This window comes from Streptomyces sp. A5-4 (genome assembly GCF_051131715.1).
Lineage (GTDB): Bacteria > Actinomycetota > Actinomycetes > Streptomycetales > Streptomycetaceae > Streptomyces.
The window spans coordinates 300970-323434 of record NZ_CP178591.1 but is presented as its reverse complement, the minus strand read 5'-3'; the positions used below and the strand labels follow the sequence as shown (position 1 = coordinate 323434).

General features: G+C 69.1%; 22 protein-coding genes and 4 pseudogenes. 14 read left to right on the top strand and 12 right to left on the bottom strand.

From position 1 onward, the window contains the following. Window positions 1-65: 65 nt before the first annotated feature. A complete protein-coding gene (locus tag ACLLJJ_RS01575) occupies window positions 66-1058 on the bottom strand; it encodes a GlxA family transcriptional regulator (RefSeq protein ID WP_434587439.1) in 993 nt (330 codons plus the stop codon). Window positions 1059-1262: 204 nt separating this feature from the next. Continuing rightward, window positions 1263-1670 (bottom strand): RidA family protein, encoded by a 408-nt coding sequence (locus tag ACLLJJ_RS01570; protein ID WP_434587438.1) that lies wholly within the window; start codon window positions 1668-1670, stop codon window positions 1263-1265. Window positions 1671-1813: 143 nt separating this feature from the next. On the opposite strand from ACLLJJ_RS01570, the gene ACLLJJ_RS01565 reads away from it, so the two are divergent. Beyond that, entirely contained in the window at window positions 1814-2194 is a 381-nt protein-coding gene (locus tag ACLLJJ_RS01565; protein ID WP_434587437.1) for a winged helix-turn-helix transcriptional regulator, read from the top strand. A 129-nt stretch (window positions 2195-2323) separates the two neighbouring features. Here the strand turns inward: ACLLJJ_RS01565 and ACLLJJ_RS01560 are convergent, their stop codons facing one another. The 3 genes and pseudogenes from ACLLJJ_RS01560 to ACLLJJ_RS01550 form a co-directional block, all read right to left on the bottom strand. Further along, entirely contained in the window at window positions 2324-2944 is a 621-nt protein-coding gene (locus ACLLJJ_RS01560; protein WP_434587436.1) for a hypothetical protein, read from the bottom strand. A gap of 88 nt (window positions 2945-3032) precedes the next feature. Then, a pseudogene (locus ACLLJJ_RS01555) lies at window positions 3033-3516 on the bottom strand (LLM class flavin-dependent oxidoreductase); the annotation flags it as partial. Next, window positions 3515-3703: pseudogene (locus ACLLJJ_RS01550) on the bottom strand (LLM class flavin-dependent oxidoreductase); the annotation flags it as partial. The pseudogenes ACLLJJ_RS01550 and ACLLJJ_RS01555, both read right to left, overlap by 2 nt. Before the next feature lie 65 nt (window positions 3704-3768). Between ACLLJJ_RS01550 and ACLLJJ_RS01545 the strand changes: the two are divergent. The 7 genes and pseudogenes from ACLLJJ_RS01545 (at window position 3769) to ACLLJJ_RS01515 (ending at window position 10885) form a co-directional block, all read left to right on the top strand. Then, complete coding sequence (locus tag ACLLJJ_RS01545) at window positions 3769-4794, top strand: amino acid ABC transporter permease (protein ID WP_434587435.1); 1026 nt, start codon at window positions 3769-3771, stop codon at window positions 4792-4794. Window positions 4795-5472: 678 nt separating this feature from the next. After that, window positions 5473-5727 (top strand): winged helix-turn-helix domain-containing protein, encoded by a 255-nt coding sequence (locus ACLLJJ_RS01540; RefSeq protein WP_434587434.1) that lies wholly within the window; start codon window positions 5473-5475, stop codon window positions 5725-5727. 14 nt (window positions 5728-5741) lie between these two features. Continuing rightward, on the top strand, window positions 5742-6971 hold the full coding sequence (locus ACLLJJ_RS01535; RefSeq protein ID WP_434587433.1) for an acyl-CoA dehydrogenase family protein: 1230 nt from the start codon (window positions 5742-5744) through the stop codon (window positions 6969-6971). 889 nt (window positions 6972-7860) lie between these two features. Beyond that, window positions 7861-8763, top strand: a pseudogene (locus tag ACLLJJ_RS01530) (TauD/TfdA dioxygenase family protein). A gap of 91 nt (window positions 8764-8854) precedes the next feature. Further along, window positions 8855-9313 carry an RrF2 family transcriptional regulator gene (locus ACLLJJ_RS01525; RefSeq protein WP_434587432.1) on the top strand — a complete coding sequence of 153 codons (459 nt, stop codon included), beginning with the start codon at window positions 8855-8857 and terminating at the stop codon, window positions 9311-9313. 97 nt (window positions 9314-9410) lie between these two features. Further along, window positions 9411-9962, top strand: a complete 552-nt coding sequence (locus tag ACLLJJ_RS01520) for a YciI family protein (RefSeq protein WP_434587431.1) — start codon at window positions 9411-9413, stop codon at window positions 9960-9962. Between the two features lie 170 nt (window positions 9963-10132). Further along, entirely contained in the window at window positions 10133-10885 is a 753-nt protein-coding gene (locus ACLLJJ_RS01515) for a hypothetical protein (RefSeq protein ID WP_434587430.1), read from the top strand. A gap of 200 nt (window positions 10886-11085) precedes the next feature. On the opposite strand, the gene ACLLJJ_RS01510 is transcribed toward ACLLJJ_RS01515, so the two are convergent. Both ACLLJJ_RS01510 and ACLLJJ_RS01505 read right to left on the bottom strand, forming a co-directional pair. After that, complete coding sequence (locus tag ACLLJJ_RS01510; protein ID WP_434587429.1) at window positions 11086-11868, bottom strand: PIG-L deacetylase family protein; 783 nt, start codon at window positions 11866-11868, stop codon at window positions 11086-11088. A gap of 78 nt (window positions 11869-11946) precedes the next feature. Beyond that, window positions 11947-12693: pseudogene (locus tag ACLLJJ_RS01505) on the bottom strand (helix-turn-helix transcriptional regulator); the annotation flags it as partial. A gap of 802 nt (window positions 12694-13495) precedes the next feature. Between ACLLJJ_RS01505 and ACLLJJ_RS01500 the strand changes: the two are divergent. Both ACLLJJ_RS01500 and ACLLJJ_RS01495 read left to right on the top strand, forming a co-directional pair. Beyond that, entirely contained in the window at window positions 13496-14851 is a 1356-nt protein-coding gene (locus tag ACLLJJ_RS01500) for a M14 family metallopeptidase (RefSeq protein ID WP_434587428.1), read from the top strand. A gap of 28 nt (window positions 14852-14879) precedes the next feature. Next, complete coding sequence (locus ACLLJJ_RS01495) at window positions 14880-15161, top strand: hypothetical protein (protein WP_434587427.1); 282 nt, start codon at window positions 14880-14882, stop codon at window positions 15159-15161. Here the strand turns inward: ACLLJJ_RS01495 and ACLLJJ_RS01490 are convergent. The 3 genes from ACLLJJ_RS01490 to ACLLJJ_RS01480 form a co-directional block, all read right to left on the bottom strand. Beyond that, entirely contained in the window at window positions 15154-15291 is a 138-nt protein-coding gene (locus ACLLJJ_RS01490; protein ID WP_434587426.1) for a hypothetical protein, read from the bottom strand. The two genes, ACLLJJ_RS01495 and ACLLJJ_RS01490, sit on opposite strands and share 8 nt — an antisense overlap. A 40-nt stretch (window positions 15292-15331) precedes the next feature. Next, window positions 15332-15715, bottom strand: a complete 384-nt coding sequence (locus ACLLJJ_RS01485) for a hypothetical protein (protein ID WP_434587425.1) — start codon at window positions 15713-15715, stop codon at window positions 15332-15334. A gap of 112 nt (window positions 15716-15827) precedes the next feature. Further along, window positions 15828-16775 (bottom strand): methionyl-tRNA formyltransferase, encoded by a 948-nt coding sequence (locus tag ACLLJJ_RS01480; RefSeq protein WP_434587424.1) that lies wholly within the window; start codon window positions 16773-16775, stop codon window positions 15828-15830. Window positions 16776-17024: 249 nt separating this feature from the next. Here ACLLJJ_RS01480 and ACLLJJ_RS01475 point away from each other — a divergent pair, with 249 nt between their 5' ends. The 4 genes from ACLLJJ_RS01475 to ACLLJJ_RS01460 all read left to right on the top strand — a co-directional run bounded on the left by ACLLJJ_RS01475 (window position 17025) and on the right by ACLLJJ_RS01460 (window position 21073). After that, entirely contained in the window at window positions 17025-18377 is a 1353-nt protein-coding gene (locus ACLLJJ_RS01475) for a lysine N(6)-hydroxylase/L-ornithine N(5)-oxygenase family protein (protein ID WP_434587423.1), read from the top strand. A 37-nt stretch (window positions 18378-18414) separates the two neighbouring features. Beyond that, window positions 18415-19989, top strand: coding sequence for an amidohydrolase (locus ACLLJJ_RS01470; RefSeq protein ID WP_434587422.1), 1575 nt, complete (start codon window positions 18415-18417; stop codon window positions 19987-19989). Beyond that, window positions 19986-20225 (top strand): hypothetical protein, encoded by a 240-nt coding sequence (locus ACLLJJ_RS01465; RefSeq protein ID WP_434587421.1) that lies wholly within the window; start codon window positions 19986-19988, stop codon window positions 20223-20225. The genes ACLLJJ_RS01470 and ACLLJJ_RS01465 overlap by 4 nt, the downstream gene beginning before the upstream one ends. A 350-nt stretch (window positions 20226-20575) precedes the next feature. Further along, window positions 20576-21073, top strand: coding sequence for a GNAT family N-acetyltransferase (locus ACLLJJ_RS01460; protein WP_434600269.1), 498 nt, complete (start codon window positions 20576-20578; stop codon window positions 21071-21073). A 258-nt stretch (window positions 21074-21331) separates the two neighbouring features. Here ACLLJJ_RS01460 and argB read toward each other — a convergent pair whose 3' ends face one another. Both argB and ACLLJJ_RS01450 read right to left on the bottom strand, forming a co-directional pair. Then, a complete protein-coding gene (gene argB, locus ACLLJJ_RS01455) occupies window positions 21332-22162 on the bottom strand; it encodes an acetylglutamate kinase (protein ID WP_434600268.1) in 831 nt (276 codons plus the stop codon). A gap of 62 nt (window positions 22163-22224) precedes the next feature. Then, window positions 22225-22446, bottom strand: a complete 222-nt coding sequence (locus tag ACLLJJ_RS01450; RefSeq protein ID WP_434587420.1) for a hypothetical protein — start codon at window positions 22444-22446, stop codon at window positions 22225-22227. Window positions 22447-22465 lie beyond the last annotated feature (19 nt).

Here is a 22465-nt window from a genome sequence, read left to right as displayed (position 1 = left end):
TTCTTGGAGCAATGAGGCATGGCGAAGCCACGGGCTTGCCTGCGGAGGGGAGTTGGGGGAGCGGGTCAGGTGGTCTGGGTGCGGAAGCGGCGGCGGTAGGCGGCGGGGGTGCTGGCGAGCTGCCGCTTGAACGCCCGATGCAGGGTCTCCTGCGAGCCGAGCCCGGCGGCGACCGCGACCTGGTCGAGCGGGCAGTCGGTGGTCTCCAGCAGGCGGCGGGCCGCCTCCACCCGCAGGGCTTCGACGTAGCCGGCCGTGCTGGAACCCGTCTCCTGCTTGAAGACGCGGGCGAAGTGCCGCTCGCTCAGACACATCCGGGCCGCCAGCACCTCCGCCGAGAGGTCCTCGTCAAGGTGCTCGGCGATCCACAGCCGCAGCTCGTCGATGTCTCGGCGGGAGCTCGCGGGGCGGCTGATCGGGACGGAGAACTGGCTCTGGCCGCCCTGCCGCTTGAGGTACATCACCAGCTGTCGGGCCACCGCCAGCGCGGTCTCCTCGCCCTGGTCCTCGGCCACCAGAGCCAGTGCGAGGTCCAGGCAGGCACTGATCCCGGCCCCGGTCCACAGCCGGCCCCGGTCGGTGCGTACGAAGATGGGATCGGGGTCGACCGTCACGGCCGGGTGGTCGGCGGCCAGTTGGGCGGCGGTCGACCAATGGGTGGTCGCCGTCCTGCCGTCGAGCAGCCCCGCCGCCGCCAGCAGATGCGCGCCCACGCACACCGACGCCACCCGCCGGGCGTGCGGGGCGGTCTTCTTGATCCATGCCACGACTTCGGGATCGATCCGGGCCTGGGGGCCGTCGTCGGTCATGTCGACCGCGCCGGGCACGAGCAGGGTGTCCACCTGCCCGCCGACCTCGTCGAATGACAGATCCGCCAGCAGACGCACACCCGCCGACGTGAGGACCTCGCCACCCGCGGGCCCGGCCAGCCGGACCTGGTATCCGGCGAGGCCCGCGGTCTCCCGGTTGGCCAGCGCGAAGACCTCGGCCGGGCCGGAGACGTCGAGGAGATCGACATCCGGGAAGACCGCGATGACGACACGGTGCGAAATGGGCATGTCCCCATCCTCACCGCCACTGCCGATGACCGCAATGACGGTTTCCTGTCACATCCGGACACGAGGTCCGAGCGTCGCGGGATCGGCCCCGGTTGTATTGAGCCCGCCGGAGGCCGATCGATGCGACCGGCTCGCGTGACGACAGGGGTGGGTCGGCTCAGTTGTCCGTCACGCTCACATCGAAAGGCATGGCTGGACATGTCCTCAGTCGATGACCGCGGTGGCTTCGACCTCGACCAGATGGTCGGGTACGTCCAGTGCCGCCACGCCCAGCAGTGTGCCCGGGGGGACAGGGGTGACCCCCAGCTTCGCGGCCGCCCGAGCGACTCCCTCGCCGAAGAGGGGCATCTTTTCGGGGGTCCAGTCGACGACATAGACGGTCAGTTTCGCCACGTCGTCGAAAGACCCGCCGACCGCGGCCAGGGCGGTGCCGATGTTGAGGTAGCACTGCTCGACCTGGGCCGCGAGGTCGCCTTCGCCCACCGTGACTCCGTCTGCGTCCCAGGCGACCTGTCCGGCGATGAAGACCAGCTTCGACCCGGTCGCGATCGACACCTGCCGGTAGGCGTCGATTACCGGCAATCCATGGGGGTTGACCAGGGTGATGGCCATGCTGGCTGTCTCCTCGTTGTGAGAGCCCGGGGGCTCGTTTCCATCGGACCAAGACGTTTTTCGGTCTCTTGTGGTTACTGAGGAACTGTAGGAGAGTGGCCGCTGACATGGAAGAACGCACTTTTCAGTGACTGAGGAACCTTATGGTGACCAAGCAGTTCAGGGGCACGCCCGACGACGCGGACCTGACCCGCGCGGACTCTTTGGCGCGGGAAATCTTCTCGGACGTCGCCAACAAGTGGGCGCTCCTGATCATTGACGCTCTGGGCGAGCGAACCCTGCGCTTCGGCGAGGTGCGCCATGAGGTCGAGGGCATCAGCCACAAGATGCTCACGCAGAACCTGCGCGTACTGGAGCGCAACGGCCTGGTCGAGCGGGAGGTGTATCCCACCGTGCCGCCGCGGGTGGAGTACACCCTCACCGAGCCGGGCCAGGCCCTACGGGAGACGGTCCATCGGATGTGCGACTGGACCCACCAGTTCTTCGGCCACATCGAGGCATCCCGCCGTCGCTTCGACGCCTGACGGCGGAGCACCGGCACGCGAAGCCATCGGCGGGGACTCGGACGTACGGCCGGAGCCGCCACGGCGACAGCCCACGCGGGAGGTGTTCGCGTACGTCGGCCCGGACCGGAGGTCTCATCGCCGGGTTCTTCAGAGAGGGGCTCCGACGGCCAGCTCCGCGTCGAGCTTCGCGACCAGGGCGGCGGCGAGGGATGGGGCGTAGTGGGTGGACCACTCCGCGACGCGAGCCAGGAAACCGACGAGGTCGTCCTGAACCGATCTCAGGAGTTCCGGCAGCTGGGCCAGCGGCAGATCGACGGGGAGCCCCTCCGAGGAATTCCCACCGGGCCACAGCCGGACGGTCGCCCCGGTGTGCTCGACCAGCGGTGTGGGGTCGTGGCCGAGCCACGGCTCGCCGCCGTCCGCCAAGTCGAGCCAGTCCCGCCAACTTTCCAGACCGGAGCAGCACCCGGGTGACGCTGTGAGTCCGGTGGAGGTGTCCTGCACCCGAAGGCCGCCGGGAGCGATGACGCACTCTGCCGTCACCAGACGGCGGACCTGACTCTCACCGTCCTCGGGGTCGCGGGAACCACGCCTGCGGTGCCTACTGCCCTTGTTGTAGTTGGTCAGGATCGCCATGGCCGTGCCGACCTCGCGCGGCGACAGCCGACCGGACAGGGGCAGCATGCCGCCGACGGACAGGTCGGCGACGGGCCACAGAGAGAAGTCCTTGGGGTGGTAACGCTCCAGCACGGCATTCAGGATCAGCACATGGACAGTGTCCCGGCCGGCCTGGTGCCCGCGCACTGTTTTTTACGAGGGCTGAGTTGTGAGGTCCGGACGGTGGTCCGGGACCGGCTCATCGGCGCTGCCATTCCTCGGCCGGGAGGCGGTAGGAGCGCACCCGGTCGGCGTGGTCGTGGGTGATGGTCCTGACGACCACTTCGTCGGCGCCGGTGGGTTCCCGCAGTTGTTCGAGCTGGTCGGCGACGCGCTGCGGGGAGCCGACGAACTGGGTGTCCACCCGGTCGGCGACCAGTGTCCGGTCCGCCTCGGTCCAGGTGTGCGCGCGAGCCTCCTCCGGGGTGGGGAACGCGATCGCGCCCTGCGCGGTGCGAATGCCGCGCACCCAGAGGCCGTAGCCGGTGGCCAGTTCGCGTGCGGTCGCGTCGTCCTCGGCGACAACAACGTCGGCGGAGACGCTGATGTAGGGCTTGTCGAGGTGGTCGGAGGGCTTGAACGCCGCGCGGTAACCACTCGGCAGCCTCCAGCACGGTGGCCGGGCTGACGTGATAATTGGCCACGAAGCGCAGGCCGTTGCGGCCTGCGACATCGGCGCTCCGGGGGACGGCCGTACTGCGCCCACTGCTGGCGGTAGTAGCGGGTGAGTTCGGCGTACGGCTCTGTCGGGTTGCTGACATTGGCGGAGAACAGCGGGTCGCCGTAGCGGGCGGCGAGATCGACGGACTCCCGGCTTGTCGCGCTGTCGTGCCAGACCCGGACGGGCTGCTGAAACGGCCTCGGCCACATCCACGTACGTGCGCTGCCAGGTGGTCACCGACGCCCGCTACTCCCTCCCCCCGGGGAACACTCCCATGGCCCCGACTTCCGGCACCACAGCTTCCGCCCGGCTCACCGCACCCGCCCCGGCCACGGGGCATCCGGAACCCGCGGGCCCCGGGAATGACCTGCCGCGGATCGTGCCGCGCCGGCATGTCGGCCGCCGACTCGCCGCTGCCACCGCGCTGCTCGTCCTCGCGATGGTGGTCAACTCCGTCGTCCGCAACCAGGCCTTCCAATGGGCCGTGGTCGGCCAGTACTTCACCACCACCGCCGTACTCGACGGGCTGTTGCTGACGCTGTGGCTGACCGGGGTGGTGATGCTGCTCGGCTTTCTGCTCGGCACCCCGCTCGCAGTACTGCGTCTGTACGGCAACCCGGTGCTTCGGGCGCTGAGTTGGGGCTATGTGTGGATCTTCCGCTCCACCCCGCTGCTGGTTCAACTGCTGTTCTGGTTCCACATCGGCGCCCTCTACCCGACGCTCGGCCTCGGCATTCCCTTCGGCCCGCAGTTCGTCACCGTCCAGACGGTCAACCTGTTCGGCCCCACCCTCACCGCGGTCATCGGACTGACGTTGCACGAGGCCGCCTACGCGGCGGAGGTGGTGCGCGGTGGCATTCTCTCGGTGGATGCGGGCCAGACCGAGGCGGCCCAGGCTCTCGGGCTCGGCAGGCGACGCACGCTGCGCCGGATCGTCGTACCGCAGGCGATGCGTTCCATCGTGCCGACCGCGGGGAACATGCTGATCGGCACCCTGAAGGGCACCAGCATCGTCAGCGTGCTCGCGGTCCACGACCTGCTCTACTCGGTACAGCTGGTCTACAACCAGACGTACCAGGTCATCCCGCTGCTGATGGTGGCCACCATCTGGTACATCGTCGTCACCACGGTGCTCGGCGCCGGACAGCTCCATGTCGAACGCCACTTCGCACGTGGCTCCGCCCGTGCGCTGCCTCCCACCCCGCTGCGCAGGCTCCGGATCAGGCTGGCCGCCGTACGCGCCCGGCTGCACAAGGCGACCGCGCCCGACGCCGGCTCGACGATCGGCCGCGCCCGGTGAGACGTCTGCCAACTCGGCCCTCCACGGCGTGAATCCGGACACACCGGTCGCCGGGGGCTCCCTTTCCCTATGTTTCCTATCGATTTACTGGGGAAGTGTTGACGCGTGCCCGCCGGACACGCAGGATGATGCACATGGCCCCCACACAGCAGCGACTCGTTCGTCGACGGCACATCGACTTTGGTCATGTCGTAAGCGCCGCCTGCTGTCGGGTGTAGGACACGCGGCCCACGTGTTGCCCGTACCCCTCCTTCCTTCTGCTCCGTGAGTCATGGCCCGGCATGGGCTCCCGTGACGTCCGCTCTTCAGCGCCGATCACACGGCTCGGAGCTCAGCCCCCATTCGGCGCTCAGGCCGATTCACCCACCACGCCTGATGAGCCGACGCTCTCCTGAAGGACGACCACCCATGACCAGGGCAACTTCCGCCCGTGCCACTCCCGTGAGTTCGCCACCTTCCGCGGTTCAGCTTCTGAGCCTGGTGAGCGACACCACCCGGGGCGGCGCGCCAGTGCCCGCCCGGGCCCCGCACGGTGGCTGCCTCGCGGGTGACCACGAGGGCCCGTCCGCGGCCCCATCTTCGGTGCGACCTGCGGAAGATGGCGAGAGTGACCCCGTCCGGATTGATTCCGCGGGGCGCGCCGCAACGGTGGACGGGCGTGAACTCGTCCTCACATACGTGGAATTCGAACTACTGGCCCATCTGGTGCTGCGCTCCGACCGTGTCCGCTCCCGTGCGCATTTGATGGAATGCGTGCGGGGCCACGGTGGCCATGTCGGTGACGGCCGCACCGTCGATGTCCATATCGCGCGCCTGCGCCGCAAGCTGGGCAACGCTCACCGGCGCCGGATCGTCACCGTACGCCGGGTGGGTTGCAAGTACGTGCCCGATCGGCAGGAGAGCCCGGACACCGCACCCTGCGTCCGGCATTGAGGAGACCTGTTCCCATGGCCCTTGCCCCCGCACCGACGCAGCCCGCTGCGCCGTCCGCCCCGACCGGCACCCACCATGCGCACTGGCTGCGTGTGGCCCGCGAGACGGCGGACGACCTGGCCACGGACGCGGCCGCCCGGGAACAGGCCGGCAAGGTCCCGTTCGACGAGGTGTCCCGGCTGCGCGAGGCGGGACTCCTGACGCTGATGGTTCCCGCCGAGGCCGGGGGAGGGGGCGCGGACTGGCGCACGGCCTACGCCATCGTCCGGGAGATCGCCGCCGCCGACGGGGCGATCGGCCAACTGCTCGGCTGTCACTACTTCATGTCGTCGAGCGCCCGGTTCTTCACCACGCCCACTCGGGCCGCGAAGGTCGAGCGGGAGTCCGCGGCGGCGCAGTGGTGCTGGGGTGGTGGCCTCGCCCTCCAGGAACCGCCACTGCGGCTGGTGAAGGCCGCCCACGGCCATGTTCTGAGCGGACGGCAGGCCTACGTCAGCGGAGTCCTGGTCGCCGACCGCCTGGCCGTGCGGGCCGTGCGGGCCGACACCGGTGAACCCGTCGTCGTGGCCGTCGATCCCGCCGCTCACGGAGTGGTCATCGACGCGGACTCCGACACCTTCGGCCAGCGGCTCGCGGCCGGCGGCAGCGTGGAGTTCGACTCCGTGCCGGTAGCTGCCGGCGAGCTGCTCGGTTCCCTGTCCGCGGACGAGGACGTGTTGTCCCCGTCGGCTGCGCTGGCGTCGCCGGCCGGACGTCTCGTCTCTGCCCAGCTCTGTCTCGGCATGGCAGAGGGAGTGCTCGCCGAGGCGCGGGAGTACAGCAGGGCGGGCAACTCGCCCTGGCACCCGGTCTGGCCGGTCAGCTCCCCGCAGGACCCGCATGTGCTGACCGTCTACGGGGAACTCACGGTCGTCACCCGCTCAGCGGCCGCGGTCACCGATCAGGCAACGGAAGCCCTGCACGTCGGGCTGGCACGCGGCGAGGACCTGACCTACGACGAGTACGCCGAGATCTCCGTGCTCGTGGCAGTGGCCGAAGCCGCCACCTCAAGAGCTGTGCAGGATTCGACAGCCCGGGCCCTGGACATCATGGGGGCCCGCGCGGTGTCCTCGCGGCTGGGGTTCGACCGTTTCTGGCGCAATGCCCGAACCCACACCCTGTATGAGCCCCCCGCGGCCCGACTCCGCGACGTCGGGGACTACTTCCTCAACGGCACGCACCCCTCGTTCGTCCTGCCTGTCTGACCCGCACGACCGCACTGAATCCACGTTCTCGCAATTGAGCACGACAGAGCTCCGGAATTCAGGGCCCTTCACCCTGCGCACACGACCTGAACTCCGACTCGTGAAGGCCGGGACGATGCGCGAAGCCGCGGCCACGGCGCTTTCCGTCCCCACGATTGTGAACGCGGTGCTTCGCGCGTAGGGCAGGAAAACCATGATGTGAGACGCAGCTGGACGAGACATTGACGCGTCCAGAATTCGCTGCAACTCTCTTGGGCGTGAGCAATTCCGAGAACCTCGCCGCGCGCCTGCACGCCGATCTGCCACGCCAGGCCGGCGCCATCTGTGCCGACGGTCGCTAGACCCACCGCCGGGTGGCGCCGCTTGCCTGCTCACCTGTTCGCAGTCGGTGGCCCTGTCGGCCGCTGTCGCAACTGACGTAATTATCGCAGGCATATCCCGTTGCAGCTCCTTTCCGCCGCAGCGCCCGCGCTGCCCATACCCGAGTGCTCATTGCCTGACCCGAAGTTCTTCTCGTGTCAGGAAACAGGAAACCGGCGACAGAATTGCCTATCGCTCTGCGCTCTCTCCTGCCAGCATCTTCGATCGAGACGCACACGGGAGCCTGTTGCTCGCTCGCCGCGGCGACTGTCAGTCCTGCTTCCAGTGCGAGGCCAACTGCCCGACACGCGGTACGTCGCACCCTGGTGCCCGGCGCCTCCACCGCCCGGGACGAGGAACACCCAGATCGTACGAGCCCGTTGGGCAGCCATCGCCGGCACATCGGCTGGGGACGGGGCCGCACACCCGACGCGCTACAGGCCGTCGGCCCCTCCCTCGGGCCGCCCGGCGGCAAAGGCCCCTTGCTTCCCCGCACTTCCTGAGAATCGCCCGAAAGGACACCTCGCGCATGACCACCAGTGGCACCAGCTTCGACATCCGCCGGATCGGCGGCCGGATCGGCGCCGAGATCCTCGGCGCGGACCTCTCGGCCAACTTCGCCCCCGCCATCGTCACTGAGATCAACTCCGCGCTGCTGGAACACAAGGCGCTGGTCTTCCGTGACCAGCGGCTCGACGAAGCGGGCCAGCTCCGCTTCGCAGGCCTCTTCGGCGAGCTCACCACCGCGCACCCGACCGCGCCCTCCGTTGACGGCCAGCCCAACATCCTGCCCGTCGACAGTGACGACGGCATCCGTGCCAACCAGTGGCACACCGATGTCACCTTCGTCCGTACGCCTCCAAAGGCCTCCACCCTGCGCTCCATCGTGATACCGCCCTACGGCGGCAACACCCTCATCGCCAACTCGGCCACCGCCTAAGGCGACTTGCCCCTGCCGCTGCGCGAGCTGGCCGACAAACTCTGGGCCGTCCACACCAACGACTACGACTACGCCGCCCCGAAGAGCGAGAAGGCGGCCGAGCACCGCAAGCGGTTCGTCTCACGGAAGTACCGCACCGCCCACCCAGCCGTCCGCGTCCACCCCGAGACCGGCGAGCGCGGGCTGTTCATCGGCGGCTTCGCCCAGAGCGTTGTCGGCCTGAGCCCCTCCGACTCCCGCGACCTGCTGCGCATCTTCCAGTCCTATGTCACCCGCCCCGAGAACGTCGTGCGGGTGGTCTGGGCACCCGGCGACCTCGTCCTGTTCGACAACATCATCACCCAGTACTACGCCCCCGACGACTACAGCGACCTGCCGCGCCTGCTGCACCGGGTGGCCGTCGCGGGCGACGTCCCGACCGGCGTCGACGGCGCGCGCAGTCAGGTCATCGAGGGCGACACCGCCGCCCACTACACCCCCACCGCAGCCTGATCGCGCCGGCCACCGGGGGGAGGGAAACACGCCGGGCGGCCGACGGCCCACCCGAGGGACACCGGCCGACGCCGTACGGGATAATGCGCGTATGCGGATCTCAGCCAGGGCGGATTATGCGGTACGGGCCGCGCTGCAACTCGCCGCGTCGCTCGATGACGGGCCGCTGAAGGCCGAGGCCATCGCCGATGCCCAGGACATTCCCCACAAGTTCCTCGAAGGCATCCTGAACGACATGCGCCGGGGCGGCCTCGTGCTCAGCCAGCGCGGCGGCAACGGCGGCTACCGTCTGGCCAAGCCCGCCCGGTCCATCAGCATCGCGGACGTCATACGCGTCGTGGACGGGCCCCTCGTCTCGGTGCGCGGGGTCCGCCCTCCGGATCTGTCCTACACGGGCCCCGCCGAATCTTTGCTCCCCCTGTGGATCGCGCTGCGCTCCAACGTGCGTGAAATCCTCGAAGGGGTGACGCTCGTCGACGTCGCATCGGCCGACCTGCCCGCCAACGTGTCCGCGCTGACCGACGTCCCCGGAGCCTGGACCAACCCCTGACCGGCCGACCGGCCTGCTTCCTCATCACCCACCTCCGGCTCAACTCATGGTGTGAGCCGGTGTAGGAGGGTTGTGCACGGTGGTGAACACTGGCGGCATGGAGTTTTTCTGCTACCACCGTGATCGGCCCGGTTCCCTGCCGCTGCGCAACGAGCTGCTGGAAGAGCACTGGTCCTACATGGACCGGTACGCGGCGGAGATGATCGCCCGCGGCCCGACCCTCACCAGCGACGGCGACGCGCCCACTGGCAGCGTGCACATCCTTGACCTGCCGGATCCTGCCGCCGCTCGCGCCTTCGTCTTCGACGAACCCGGCTACCAGGCAGGCACGTACCGCGATGTGATGCTGCGCCGGTGGCGCAACACCTTGGGGCGCACCATGTGGGACTTCTCCGGTGGCCGCACCGGTGGTAGCCGGTACCTGGTGCTCGGCCTCGGCGAGGGTGAGGCCGCCGACCTCCCCGTGCCGGCCGACCAGGACGGTTTGATCGCGTACGGACCGCTGCTCTCCGACGACGGCGACACCTGGCTGGGTACGGCGGCGCTCGTCCGGGCGCCGGACGCGGACACGGCGCGCGCCGTCCTGACCCCGGACCGGTACGCCGACATCGAGGTGCACAACTGGCAGTTCGGCGGGCGGCCGTCTTGAACCGGCCGGGCCGGTAGCTGGAAATGGTCGGACCGCCGCCGGGATGGTGGGCCTTGTGGGTCCGACGGGTCTCACGGGAAGCCGCCCCCGTGACGGGCGCATGACGCCATACTCGTCGCATGTCTGCGCCCGAACGGCCAACGTCGCGTCAGGTTTTCAGAGTACCGGCGATGATCTCTGCACTGGCCGGCTTCGTCCTGATCATCTACGAGGCGGTGCGCGGGACGGACTATCCGAGGTGGGTGTACCCGGTCGCTGTCACGTTGATGCTCGGCCTCCTCTGGGCGGCGTGGCCCTCGCGTGAATCCGCGGAATCGGGCCGACGCAACCGCGGTACGGCTGAGCAGGCAACCGATCGGCGGCCACCTGTCCTGAGTCGGACCAACGTGCAAGTAATCATCGTTTCCGTGGTCCTGTCGTGGTTCGCGACGCGCAACGCTCTCACCGTGTACGAGGCCAGTGGCCATCTGGGGCCGCAGGATGCCCCCGACATTCTGCTTGCCGGCGCTGCGCTCTCGGCCCTCCTGACGGCAATCAGCCTCGCGGTGTCTCGCGTCCTGCGCGCCGACGGTGCACAGCGACGTGCGTGGGGTGAGGGGGCTCAGGCAGAGCAGGAGGGGCGCGCGGCGGAGATCCGTGCCGAATTCGAAGGCAGGGCGGCGCAGGTCAAAGCAGAGCATGAAGGCCGGGCGGCGGAAGCCAAGGCCGAACATGAGGGCCGGGCGGCGGTGATCATGGCCGAGGCTGCCCATCGGCGGGCGGACGCCGAGTATCTGCGCGCGGAGAAAGGAATTGATCCTCTTCCCGTGCAGGGCTCCGAATTCTCGGTCCCGCCCGCCATCGGTCCCGCGCCCGGTGCCAACGGCGTGTCGGGCGCGCCGACCCCCGACCTCCCTCCCGGTTCGGCTGACGGAACGCCCTGAGACCGCGCCCGGGGCAGAGCGCTCATGAAGCCGGGCGGCGCCCTGGCCTTCCCGGCCGACTGCGACACCGATGTCCCCACCGGCATCTTCACCCGGACCACCGCCATCACGGCGGGGCGGGAATCCCCACCGCCTGACCTGCCCCCCAAACCGCGTCCCCGCCCGGAATCGCACCACCGCCGGGCAGACAGCCTGAGCGGTCAGCGGGTCAGCGCCCGCATGCCGCCCGGCGTCGGCCTGACGTCGAAGCGCGTGAAGTACTCGGTGGAGATGATCCGTTGCCGAACGTCGACAGGCAGGCGGGACAGGATGCCCGGCAGGGAACGGGGACGTTCCACCTCGCTTCGGTGCGCGAGGATCGCGGTCCACTTCTGTGCGAGCCACGGACGCACGTCGACCGTCGCGGTGACCCGTTCGTCCCCCACGCTGAGCAGGGACTTGCCGACCCGGGGCAGCAGGGTGCCCAACTCTCCGACGCCCGAGTGCGGATGGGTGGCCAGGTAGAGGGCGCTCGGCTGCCAGGGCTCCCCGGCCTCGGGGCAAAGGTGCTCAAGTCCGGAGGCCTGCAGGGCGAGCGTGGTGACGCGGTGGGTGTGGACGTGGTCCGGGTGGCCGGTCAAATTGCCGTAGGCGTCGTGGGTGACGACGATGTCCGGGCGGAACTCGCGCAGGTGGCCGACGAGTCGTTTGACGGTTTCGTCGAGCGGCGCATCGCAGAACCGGGCTCTGCCGGGCGCCGATTGGGGGACTCGGGCGTCGGCGTACCCGAGCATGCGCGGTCGGCCGGCGCCGAGAATCCTTACGGCGTCCGAGAGTTCGCCGGCCCGGGGGCTGTCAGGAGCCCAGGTGGCGGTGACGACGGCTGTGCGCGCGCCCGCGGCGGCGTGCTGGGCGAGAACGCCGCCGGCGACCAGGGACTCGTCGTCCGGGTGTGCGAAGACCGCGAGCAGGCTCGGCAGGGACGAGAGGGTGGTCGCGGTCATGGCGGTCGGCCTTTCTCACTGCGGCGGTAGTGGCAGGAGGGAGTGGCGCGGGGGTGCACCGAGCGGCGTGCGCATGGCTCATGGGACCGGGGGGTGTGCGGGAGGTCCGCCCGTAGCGGCGCTCGCATAGCGGCGGGCCAGGTGTGTGAAGGCGTCCTTGAGCTCGATCGGGCCGACGACCTCGATGTCGGCGTCGAACCTGCCGATGGCGGCGGCCAGGCCGGGCCATGACCACGATCCCAGGAGGAGCCGACAGCGGTCCGGGCCGAGTGCCTCGACGATTCCCTCGCGGGTGTAGCGGGACACGACGGCGGCCGGCAGATCGAGGATCACCTCGCCGCGGCAGGGCCAGTCGCCCGACCCGTCGGAGCCCTGGAACCTGCCGGCGACGAAGGCGGCCACCTCCCCGCCGGGTAGTTCACGTGGGGTGAAGCGGGGCCCCGTGGGGGTGCGTGGGGTGATCCGGTCCACGCGGAAAGTGCGCCAGTCCTTGCGATCGGGGTCCCAGGCGACGAGGTACCAGCGCCCGCCCCAGGTGACGAGGTGGTGGGGCTCCACCCGGCGCGCCGGGGGTTCGGTGCGGTCGTCGGCGCCCGCTGCCGGCGGGGCGGCTGGGGTGTAGTCGAAACGCAGTTCTTCTCGGGCGTGGACGACGGCGCTGAGGGTGACGAGCACGCTGCTGTCGACCTGTGGGTCCGGCCCGGTCGCGGGCCTCTGCACGGCGGTGACCTGGAGGGTGTCGATGCGGTGCCGCAGCCGTGCGGGCATGACCTGTCGGACGGTGGTCAGCGCGCGCGCCGCGGCCTCCTCCAGGCGCGCTGAGGTCTTCTGCATGCCTCCAGATTGCCCCAAGTAGCGGCCAAAGACTGGCCGCTACTTGGACGGTGTGCCTGCTTTCAGCCGTTGTGCCGAGTCGGATTCGTCTGCACGCCGCTGATGCGAGCGGGCCCGAGAGGTGGCCTCACGAAGTCTTTACGTTATCGCACAACCTGACATGGTCATGCCCTCGCGGGTCGTGGTAGCACCGGCCCGAAGAAAAAGGGGGCACCACGTCAGCTTGTTCCGCTCGATTATTCGGACGGCTCAGATCGGGGGAGATAGCGCCCCGGCGCCTCTCCCGAATCCTGGTCTTTTTCGCCACCCTCGCGGTTGTGACCACGCTGTTTCCCCTGCTGGGGGCGGGAGGAACCAACGCCACCGCGAACAACCGGGCACCTGCGCCCATCCCCACCGTCGGCGAGACCTCGGCGCCACCGGCTCCGCACCACAGAGCCGCACCCGCGTCCGCCATGGCCCCCCTCGCACCGATGCTGCCGCGTACCGGCTGGACCGTCGCGGCGGGCGACGAGGAGACGACCGGGGGGAACGGCCGCGCGGCCAATGTCCTGGACGGCAGCGCCGCCACAATCTGGCACAGCAAGTGGTGGGGGAGCGGCGGGCGCGTGCTTCTCGGGCCGTTCGTCGATCCCGGGCGGCGCGGCGGTGACACGGCGGGCGTTCGGGGATCCGGGCGGACACCGCGTGGAGTGGCCGGAACCGGGCTCTTGACCTGCTCATGCCAGAGCACGACCATGTGCGCGTCGCACAGCTCCACCCCCCATCACACCGGATTCAGGAGACTGCCAGCATGCGACTCGTCAACGCACGGACACCCCGGCCGACGAAGGTCAGACGGACCGCCACCCTCGCGGCCCTGCTCGCCCTCGGTCTCACCGCCCCCCTCACCGCCGTCACCGGCGCCGACGCCTCGACCCGGAGTGCCGCCGTCGCCGCGGACGAGCGGACCCGGCAGTACGAGATCACCGGACACACCACTCCCGCCACCCGCACCGCGATCGCCCGCGCCGGCGTCTCGATCGACGAGGTGCACGACCACGGCATCGTGATCACCGCGGACACAGCCCAGGCCAAAAAACTCCGGGCCCGCGGTCACGTGCTGGAGGCCCTGCCCGCGCCGGGCACGGAATCGGACGCGACAGGTGACGTCCGCACCCTCGACTTCCCGCCCGCGGACTCCCGTTACCACAACTACGCCGAGATGAACGCGGAGATCGACGCGCGCATCGCCGCGTACCCCTCGATCATGAACAAGCGCGTGATCGGCAGGACCTACCAGGGCCGGGACATCGTCGCGATCAAGGTCAGCGACAACGTCGGCACCGACGAGGCCGAGCCCGAGGTCCTCTTCACCGCCCACCAGCACGCCCGCGAGCACCTGACCGTCGAGATGGCGCTCTACCTGCTCCGCGAACTCGGCGAGGACTACGGGACCGATTCACGGATCACCCAGGCGGTCAACGGCCGCGAACTGTGGATCGTGCCGGACCTGAACCCCGATGGTGGCGAGTACGACATCGCGTCGGGCTCGTACCGCAGTTGGCGCAAGAACCGGCAGCCCAACTCCGGCTCCAGCTATGTGGGGACCGACCTCAACCGCAACTGGGCCTACAACTGGGGTTGCTGTGGCGGCTCCTCGTCCAGCCGTTCGTCGGAGACCTACCGTGGCGCCGCCGCCGAGTCCGCGCCCGAGACGAAGGTCGTGGCGGACTTCGTCCGCAGCCGGGTGGTCGGCGGGAAGCAGCAGATCAAGGCGGGCATCGACTTCCACACGTACAGCCAGCTGGTGCTGTGGCCGTTCGGCTACACGTACAACGACACGGCCCCCGGCATGACGGCCGACGACCGCGACGCGTTCGCCGCCGTGGGCCGCAAGATGGGCGCCAGCAACGGCTACACCGCAGAGCAGTCCAGTGACCTTTACATCACCGACGGGTCGATCGACGACTGGCTGTGGGGCTCGCAGAAGATCTTCGGCTACACCTTCGAGATGTACCCGGGTTCGGCCTCGGGCGGCGGCTTCTACCCGCCGGACGAGGTGATCGAGCGCGAGACCTCGCGCAACCGGGACGCGGTGCTCCAACTGGTGGAGAACGCGGACTGCATGTACCGGTCGATCGGGAAGCAGGGGCAGTACTGCGTCTGACAGCCGGGAGCAGGGCGCGATTGATCGGGTGAGGGCGCTCCGGGGAGATGTCTCCGGGGCGCCCTCATGCCAGGCCCGCTGGCCATCGCCGTGTCCGCCGCTCGCGTTCGTCGTCTTCTACTGGAGCTTCGGACAGGACGACCGGCGTGGGTGCACCTGTCTCGCGCCGGGCGAGAAGTACGCGGACGACCTGACGGACGACGTATTCGAGAGGCGCAACGACACCAACTTCGGGCCCGTCGACGACGGCGTCGGCTCTCACGCGTGGGTCAGCGCCTCCGCCTGTGCCCCGAACTCCTGGCTCACCTGACCGCTGTGTTGACCAGGTCACTCGCGTGCATGTCCAACTGGGCGGCGAGGTTCCCCTTGGACTGCGGGCCGAGGTCGGCCAGTGTGGCCAGTACGGTCAGGCGCCAGAGCCGCAAGCCGTGGGCCGTCAATTTCTCCGTTGAGCCTGCGTCGTGACGCTTTGCCGACGGTTTACAGGAGGTATGCATTGAGGTTCAGCACGCTCGGCGGTGTCGTACTCACGGCCTGTGAGGTGGGGGCCCCTGCCGTATTTCCGCCTTCGCTGGACGTCTGCTGTGCGCCGGGGGAGGCGTGTGCGGCGTCCTGTCCGCTCTCCGCCAACGTCTCGATGTGCAGTGAACTGCTCGCGAGGGCACGGAAGATCTGGCTCCAGTCGGTCGGCGCGCTGGATATCCCGATGATGCTGAACGTGGCGCCCGGCGGGGGGTGAGCCGCTCCCGAGCCGGGCAGCCGCTCCATCGCTCTTCCTCCGGTGTTGGTCGGCGGGCGCGGATGTACGCGGCTGCGCTGCCGCGCCGAGAGTGTGCCGTCGCCCGCGAGGACACGGAGGTCCACGCGGGCGACGGCAACGGGCCGGCCGATGGTGCTCAGGCAGTCATGACTGCGGTCGCGAGCTGTGCTGTGCGTAGGGGAGCCTGTTCTCCTACGGCTGTGGGTTCTCCGGCCGTCACGGACGGTTGGTGAGGTACCCGCCCATCGAGGTGAAGTAGTCCGTGGCGGTCATTTCCTCGCCGTCCTCGGTGCGCACACGCGTGATGGCCAGGCCGTGGTTGCGGCCGGTGCGCGCGTCGGCTCCCGCGACGATCGCCACGCCGGTGCCCTCACGGTAGAAAATTCGGCCGGGGGTACCGCCGTAGGTGCCTTCGGATACGACCGCCGTCACGATTTCCAGGCGCTTGCCCTTGTGGTGGGTGAAGGCGCTCGGGTACGGGGCGGACTGGGCGCGCACGAGGCGTGCGAGATCCTCGGCGGGCCAGCTCCAGTCGACGCGGATGTCTTCGGCGGAGCGCTTGTGGAAGAAGCTCGCCTGCGACCTGTCCTGCTTGGTGAACTCGGTCTCGCCGGCGGCGATACGGCCGAGTGCGCCGACCGTGACCGGGGCGATGAGGTCGACCGTCTTGTGGAACAGGTCGGTGGCCGTGTCCGTCGGCCCGACCGCCACCGTGTGCTGGGCCACGATGTCACCGGCATCGAGCTCGTCGTCCATCATGTGCGCGGTGACGCCCACTTCAGGCTCACCGTTGATCAATGCCCAGATCAGTGGGGAGAAGCCCGCGTACTTGGGCAGCAACGAGTCGTGCACGTTGAGAGTGCCGTGGCGGGGGAGATTGAAGATGCGCGGAGGTATCCACGTACGCCAGTTGTTGGCCACGATGATGTCCGGGTCGGCCGTCTTGAGGGCGGCGAACAGCTCTTCGTCGTCGGGGCGGTTGCGGATCAGCACGGGCACGCCGTGCTCCTCGGCGAGGTCGGCTACAGAGTCGCTCCAGATCTTCTCGTACGCGTGGTCGCTCTTGGGATGCGTCACGACCATCACCACGTCGTGCTCCGAGTCCAGGAGAGCTTGGAGGGTGCGGTGCCCCCAGGTCTGATAACCGAACATGACGACCCGCATGAGGCTCCTTCTTATTGGCAGTGTCCGAGCGAAGCCAAGTAAAGCAAGCCTTACCTAAGGATGCAACGGGCCAATATTTTGGGCGATGTTGCAGCTGAAACGCACAATTTATCCATTTTGTCCTGTCGACAGGTCCACGAGATGAGGTTAGCGTTACCTAAGTTTTGCCCGGGCCGCCACCTCCTCGGCGTGCCCTGTTCCCGCCTTCCCCCACGCCTGACAAGCGGCTGCCCCTCGATTGGGAGTGACATGTCACAGGCTCTTGCTGACGACGCACCACCGATTCACGACCTCATAGGAATTGGCTTCGGGCCGTCCAATGTGGCCATGGCGATAGCCCTCAGTGAGCACAACGCGCGCATCGGCAGGCAGGAGGCGGTCACCGCTCACTTCTTCGAGCGGCAGCCACGCTTCGGCTGGCACCGCGGCATGCTGATCGACGACGCGACGATGCAGGTGTCCTTCCTCAAGGACCTTGTGACGATGCGGAATCCGTCGAGTGAGTTCAGCTTCCTGTGCTACCTGCAGAGCAAGGGGCGGTTGGTCGACTTCGTCAACGGCAAGAGCCTCTTCCCGCTGCGGGTGGAGTTCCACGACTACTTCGAGTGGGCCGCGGCTCAGGTGGACGACATGGTGTCCTACGGGCACGAGGTCGTCTCGGTGCGCCCCGTCGAGGTCGACGGAGTGGTGGAGTACCTGGACGTGACGGCCCGTTCCGGGTCCGAAGTGGTGGTCCACCGCGCCCGGAACCTCGTCATCAGCACGGGGCTGCGGCCGCAGATGCCCGAGGGTGTCGATCGCACCGACCGGATCTGGCACAACTCCGACCTGCTGGCCCGGGTGGATGGCCTGGACGCCGACGAGCCCTCCCGCTTCATCGTGGTCGGGGCCGGTCAGAGCGCCGCCGAAAATGTGGCCTACCTGCACCGTCGCTTCCCGAAGGCCGAAGTCTGCGCCGTCTTCGCCCGATACGGATACAGCCCCGCCGACGACAGCAGCTTCGCCAACCGGATCTTTGACCCCGCCGCGGTGGACGAGTACTTCACGGCCCCCGACGAGATCAAGCGCAAGCTGATGGACTACCACGGCAACACCAACTACGCCGTGGTGGACATCGACCTGATCGACGACCTGTACCGCCAGGCGTACCAGGAGAAGGTCCTGGGCACCGAGCGTCTGCGATTCCTCAACGTCTCGCGGCTCACCGATGTCGTGGAGAGCCCGGACAAGGTCCGTACCACGGTTGAGTCACTGGTCACCGGGGAGAAGGCTCCGCTGGACGCCGATGTGGTCGTCTACGCCACCGGCTACCGGTCCGCCGACGCGCTCGGGCTTCTCGGCGCGGTCGCCGAGCAGTGCCACCGTGACGGCGAGGGCCGCGTCCGCGTCGAGCGTGACTACCGGGTCGCCACCGATTCCGAGCTGCGCTGTGGGATCTACCTGCAGGGCGGTACGGAGCACACGCACGGCATCACGTCGTCCCTGCTGTCGAACACCGCGATCCGGGTCGGCGAGATCCTCGATTCGATCGTGGACCGGGGCCGGGTGCTTGCCTCCGGGCAGTCTCGTGACGCCGTCGACGAGGTCAACACGCGCCTCTGAGCACGGCTCTTCCACCTCCTAGGGAGACGAACCGCCCATGTTGTGCACGAGACTGACCAACGCCCGCGTCATCACCATGGACCCGGACCATCCCGTCGCCCATGATCTGGGGATCTGGCACGGGCGAATCGTGGGCGTGGACGACGCGGTGACCTCGCTGCCGGCCCGACGGGTGATCGATCTTCAGGGCGCGACGGTGTTGCCCGGGTTCATCGACAGTCATGTGCATCTCGCCTGGACCGGTTTGAACGCGAGCGTCCCGAGCGTCGCGCCGTGCAACCGGGTCGCGGACGTGCTCGGCGTGGTGGCCGAGGCCGTCGCCCGCAAGCCGCACGGCTCCTGGGTGTCCGTCCGCGGCTACGACCAGCGAGGGCTCGGGCGCCATCTCACCGCCGCCGAGTTGGACACGGTCAGCGACGGCCGCAAGGTGTTCATGATGCACGACTCGGGACACGCCTGCGTGGTCAACAGCGCGGTCCTGGGTCTGCTGCCCGCCGACGTCCCGCACGAGGACGGCTATCTCGCCGAGGGTGCGATGGGCGTCGCGCGTCGGCTTCGGCTCCCCTACTCCCAGGACGAGTTGGCGGACGCGATCGCGCACGCGGCGAGGACCTGTCTGTCGGAGGGAGTGACCGCGGTCGCCGAAGCGGGCATCGGTGGCGCCCTGTTCGGCCACAGCCCGGTCGAACTGGCCGCGTATCAACTGGTGCGTGGACAGGGGCGGTTGCCGCTGCGCGTGCAGCTCATGGTGTCCGCGGACACACTGCACCCGGTCGGCGCACACGAGAACGACCGGATACCCAGGGCCCTCGACCTCGGCCTGCGCACCGGATTCGGTGACGACTGGCTCTCCGTCGGGGCACTCAAGATCTGGACCGACGGTGGCATGATGGCCCGGACCGCCGCGCTGACCACCCCGTACCAGGGCCTGGGGCACGCCGGGGAGTTGCAGGACGACGCGGACGCCCTCATCGACACCATCGTCGACGGCCATCTGGCCGGCTGGCAGCTCGCCGTCCACGCCATCGGCGACCGCGCCGCCGACCTCGCACTGGACGCCCTGGAGCGGGCGCAGGCGCTCCGGCCGCGTCCGGACGCCCGGCACCGTATCGAACACGCGGGCCTGATCCGACCCGATCAGCTGCCACGATTCGCGCAGCTCGGTGCGGTCGCCGTGGTCCAGCCGAGCTTCCTGCGGTACTTCGGCGACGACTACGCCTCGATCATGGGGGAGCGCAGGGCGCCGTGGCTCTATCGGGGCAGAGGGTTCCTGGACCACGGGATCAAACTGGTGGGCAGCTCCGACCGGCCTGTCGCGAACGGATCGCCGCTGCGCGCCATCCAGTTCATGGTCGAGCGGGCCTCCGAGTCGGGGCAGCTGATCGGCCCGGCGGAGGGCGTCACCGTCGATGAAGCCCTGCGCGCGTACACGGTCGGCGGCGCCTTCGCCTGCCACTGGGACGACGTCGCGGGCAGCATCACCCCGGGCAAGCGCGCAGACCTGGTGGTACTCGGCGACGACCCGCGCAGCGTGAGCACTTCACGCATCGGCGACATCGAGGTGGTCACGACGTTCGTCGACGGCCACGAGAGCAAGGAGTCGACACTGTGAGTACGACAGCCCGAACGACACCCGATGATCTGGCGCGCTACGCACACTTGTGGCGGCCGACCTCCGCGCCCCGCCAGTGGGTCATCTGGAACACCGCCGGCGAGACCATGATCTTCGACAGGGAGATCAACTGCCCGGTGGATGTCGGCGACGGGACCCAGCGGGAGGTCCTGCGCAAAATGCGCGAGGCGGGCGTGCCGGAGAGCGACGACTACCCGGGTCGCCCCTGTTCGTAGGCGCCCAGGAGCGTTGTCCGCGTCCAGGGCGGGGATGTGGCCGAACGCGGCCGCCCTCAGCGATGTCCCCGGGGCGCTTATGCGTGCATGTCGTGGTGCGGTGTGACGCCTTGTCTGCGTGTGTGGGACGCCGGGGTGTTGGCAGGCGCGCGTGTGAACGCCGGGGGCTGACGTCGCTGCTGAACCGGGGCGAGGGAGGACTTCTCCGTTTTGGCAATTGGGTTAGGTGAGGCTACCCTTACCTCGCTGGGTGTCCCAGGTGCGGCGGCGACAGAACTGCCCTTCATGCGCGGGTGGGACCGACGAAAGGGAACCTTTTGATCACGGCCTCCGCCATCGCGCGCCTCGCCATGACGTCGCCGACCGGCACCCTGCCTGCCCCACTCCGGCTGCGGTCCGCGCAACGCGGGGATGCCGCCGCCCTTGAGGCCCTGTCCCGGCCGTTCGTGCGCTCCGGAGCGCTGCGTGAGCGTTCGCTGTCCCTCTACGCCTCGGACGCGGCCGACTTTCTGGTGGCGGAGGCTCAGGACGGGACCCTCGACGGCTGTCTGGGGCTGCGGGTGCATCCCGCTGAGCCTTCTCGCGGCCGAGGGCCCTCGGGTGTGCTGTACAACTTCTGCGTCGCACCGACCAGTCAGGGCCTGGGGTTGGGTGCTCAGCTCCTGCGCGGTGCGCTGGCCCACGCGAGCGCGCGATCACTGGACACCGTGTTCACTGCCACGACTCGCGGTGGTGGTCTGTTCCTCCGGTACGGCTTCGTGTCTGTCGCCGAGGAACTCGCACCGACAGCCTGGGCCGAATCCCTGGACCCGCGCCGCAATTCGCGGGTACTCGCCCGTACCGTCTGACCAACTGCATTGGCGCCGGGGGACTTCGGCCCCTTCAGGCCTCCCTTGCGCGCTGTCGCAGTACGGGGCGGCGGCGCCGGCGCCGATGGGCCGGGCGGCGGCGAACCGCGTGCCTCGCCGACCACGGGCGCCGACCGCGCCGCGCCTTCGCTCCCGCCGGCAAGGCCGCCAATCCCCAAGTCAGCTATCTGCGCCACCTGTTGAGCGAAACGACGGCCGGTGAGGACCGAGTGGCCCGCCGGTCCGGCGGCCCGGCCGTCATACGTCCCGGCCCCCGTCCGGAACGACAGTGGTGCCGGAGCGGTCCCCGCCGAACACATCCAGGACTGCGTGCGGCATCCGGCCATCCAGTACGTGGGCCATCGGCACGCCCGCCCGGACGGCCTGGAGGCACCCTTCCATCTTGGGCAGCATCCCGCCCGCCAGTTCAGGCAGAAGCTTCTCCAACTCGTCCGCCGTCAGGCGTTCGATCACCTTGGTGTCGTGCGGCCAGTTCGCGTACAGCCCCTGGACGTCGGTGAGCATTACCAGTTTCTCCGCGCCCAAGGCCACCGCCATGGCCGCCGCCGCGAGATCGGCGTTGACGTTGTAGACCTGTCCGTCCGTTCCCCTGGCCACCGGGGACACCACCGGTATACGGCCCTGATCCAGCAGCGCCTGTACGGTGGCCGGATTGACCTCGGTGATGTCGCCGACCAGCCCGATGTCCACCGGTTCTCCGTCCACCCAGGCCGGCCGCCGCACGGCAGTCATGGTGTGCGCGTCCTCGCCCGACAGACCCACCGCGAAGGGGCCGTGGCTGTTGATGAGCCCCACGAGCCGGCGCTGTACCTGACCCGTCAGCACCATCCTGACCACGTCCATGATTTCCGGAGTGGTGACCCGTAGCCCCGCCTCGAAGCGGACCTCCAGATCGAGCCGGTCGAGCAGTGCGCTGATCTGCGGTCCGCCGCCGTGTACGACGACGGGGCGCAGCCCCGCCCGCCACAACTCCACCACGTCCTTGGCGAACGTCCGCTTCAGATCCTCGTTCACCATGGCGTTCCCGCCGAACTTGATCACGACCGTCCGACCCCGAAAATCCTCCAGTGCCCGGGGTGCGTGGCGCGGCTGCTCACCGCCCGCAGGCAGTCCCGCTGCGGCGGTGACGCTCACAGAGCCACTCCATTCGTGGACAGGTCCAGGCCCTGAGGAAGACCAGGGGCGACACTCGCGCTCCGCGCGGCGCGGCCGGCGGTGGCCCTGGCCGGATGTTCGATGGCGCCCACAGAGACCGGGCGGCCGGTCTTCTCGTTCCCCGTCAGCTGTTCTCGCGTGGTGCTGGAGCCGAGTACAGCGATGCTCGCTCCGGTCACAGTGACCCGTACGGTCATGGTCTTCGTCTCTCCTTGT

Coding starts and splice junctions, on each gene's coding strand:
- ACLLJJ_RS01500 (WP_434587428.1), top strand. CDS start 13,496: ATGCGACTCGTCAACGCACGGACACCCCGGCCGACGAAGGTCAGACGG.
- ACLLJJ_RS01535 (WP_434587433.1), top strand. CDS start 5,742: ATGGCCCTTGCCCCCGCACCGACGCAGCCCGCTGCGCCGTCCGCCCCG.
- ACLLJJ_RS01520 (WP_434587431.1), top strand. CDS start 9,411: ATGGAGTTTTTCTGCTACCACCGTGATCGGCCCGGTTCCCTGCCGCTG.
- ACLLJJ_RS01460 (WP_434600269.1), top strand. CDS start 20,576: ATGACGTCGCCGACCGGCACCCTGCCTGCCCCACTCCGGCTGCGGTCC.
- ACLLJJ_RS01480 (WP_434587424.1), bottom strand. CDS start 16,775: ATGCGGGTCGTCATGTTCGGTTATCAGACCTGGGGGCACCGCACCCTC.
- ACLLJJ_RS01575 (WP_434587439.1), bottom strand. CDS start 1,058: ATGCCCATTTCGCACCGTGTCGTCATCGCGGTCTTCCCGGATGTCGAT.
- ACLLJJ_RS01525 (WP_434587432.1), top strand. CDS start 8,855: ATGCGGATCTCAGCCAGGGCGGATTATGCGGTACGGGCCGCGCTGCAA.
- ACLLJJ_RS01565 (WP_434587437.1), top strand. CDS start 1,814: ATGGTGACCAAGCAGTTCAGGGGCACGCCCGACGACGCGGACCTGACC.
- ACLLJJ_RS01515 (WP_434587430.1), top strand. CDS start 10,133: ATGATCTCTGCACTGGCCGGCTTCGTCCTGATCATCTACGAGGCGGTG.
- ACLLJJ_RS01470 (WP_434587422.1), top strand. CDS start 18,415: ATGTTGTGCACGAGACTGACCAACGCCCGCGTCATCACCATGGACCCG.
- ACLLJJ_RS01475 (WP_434587423.1), top strand. CDS start 17,025: ATGTCACAGGCTCTTGCTGACGACGCACCACCGATTCACGACCTCATA.
- ACLLJJ_RS01510 (WP_434587429.1), bottom strand. CDS start 11,868: ATGACCGCGACCACCCTCTCGTCCCTGCCGAGCCTGCTCGCGGTCTTC.
- ACLLJJ_RS01570 (WP_434587438.1), bottom strand. CDS start 1,670: ATGGCCATCACCCTGGTCAACCCCCATGGATTGCCGGTAATCGACGCC.
- ACLLJJ_RS01545 (WP_434587435.1), top strand. CDS start 3,769: ATGGCCCCGACTTCCGGCACCACAGCTTCCGCCCGGCTCACCGCACCC.
- ACLLJJ_RS01450 (WP_434587420.1), bottom strand. CDS start 22,446: ATGACCGTACGGGTCACTGTGACCGGAGCGAGCATCGCTGTACTCGGC.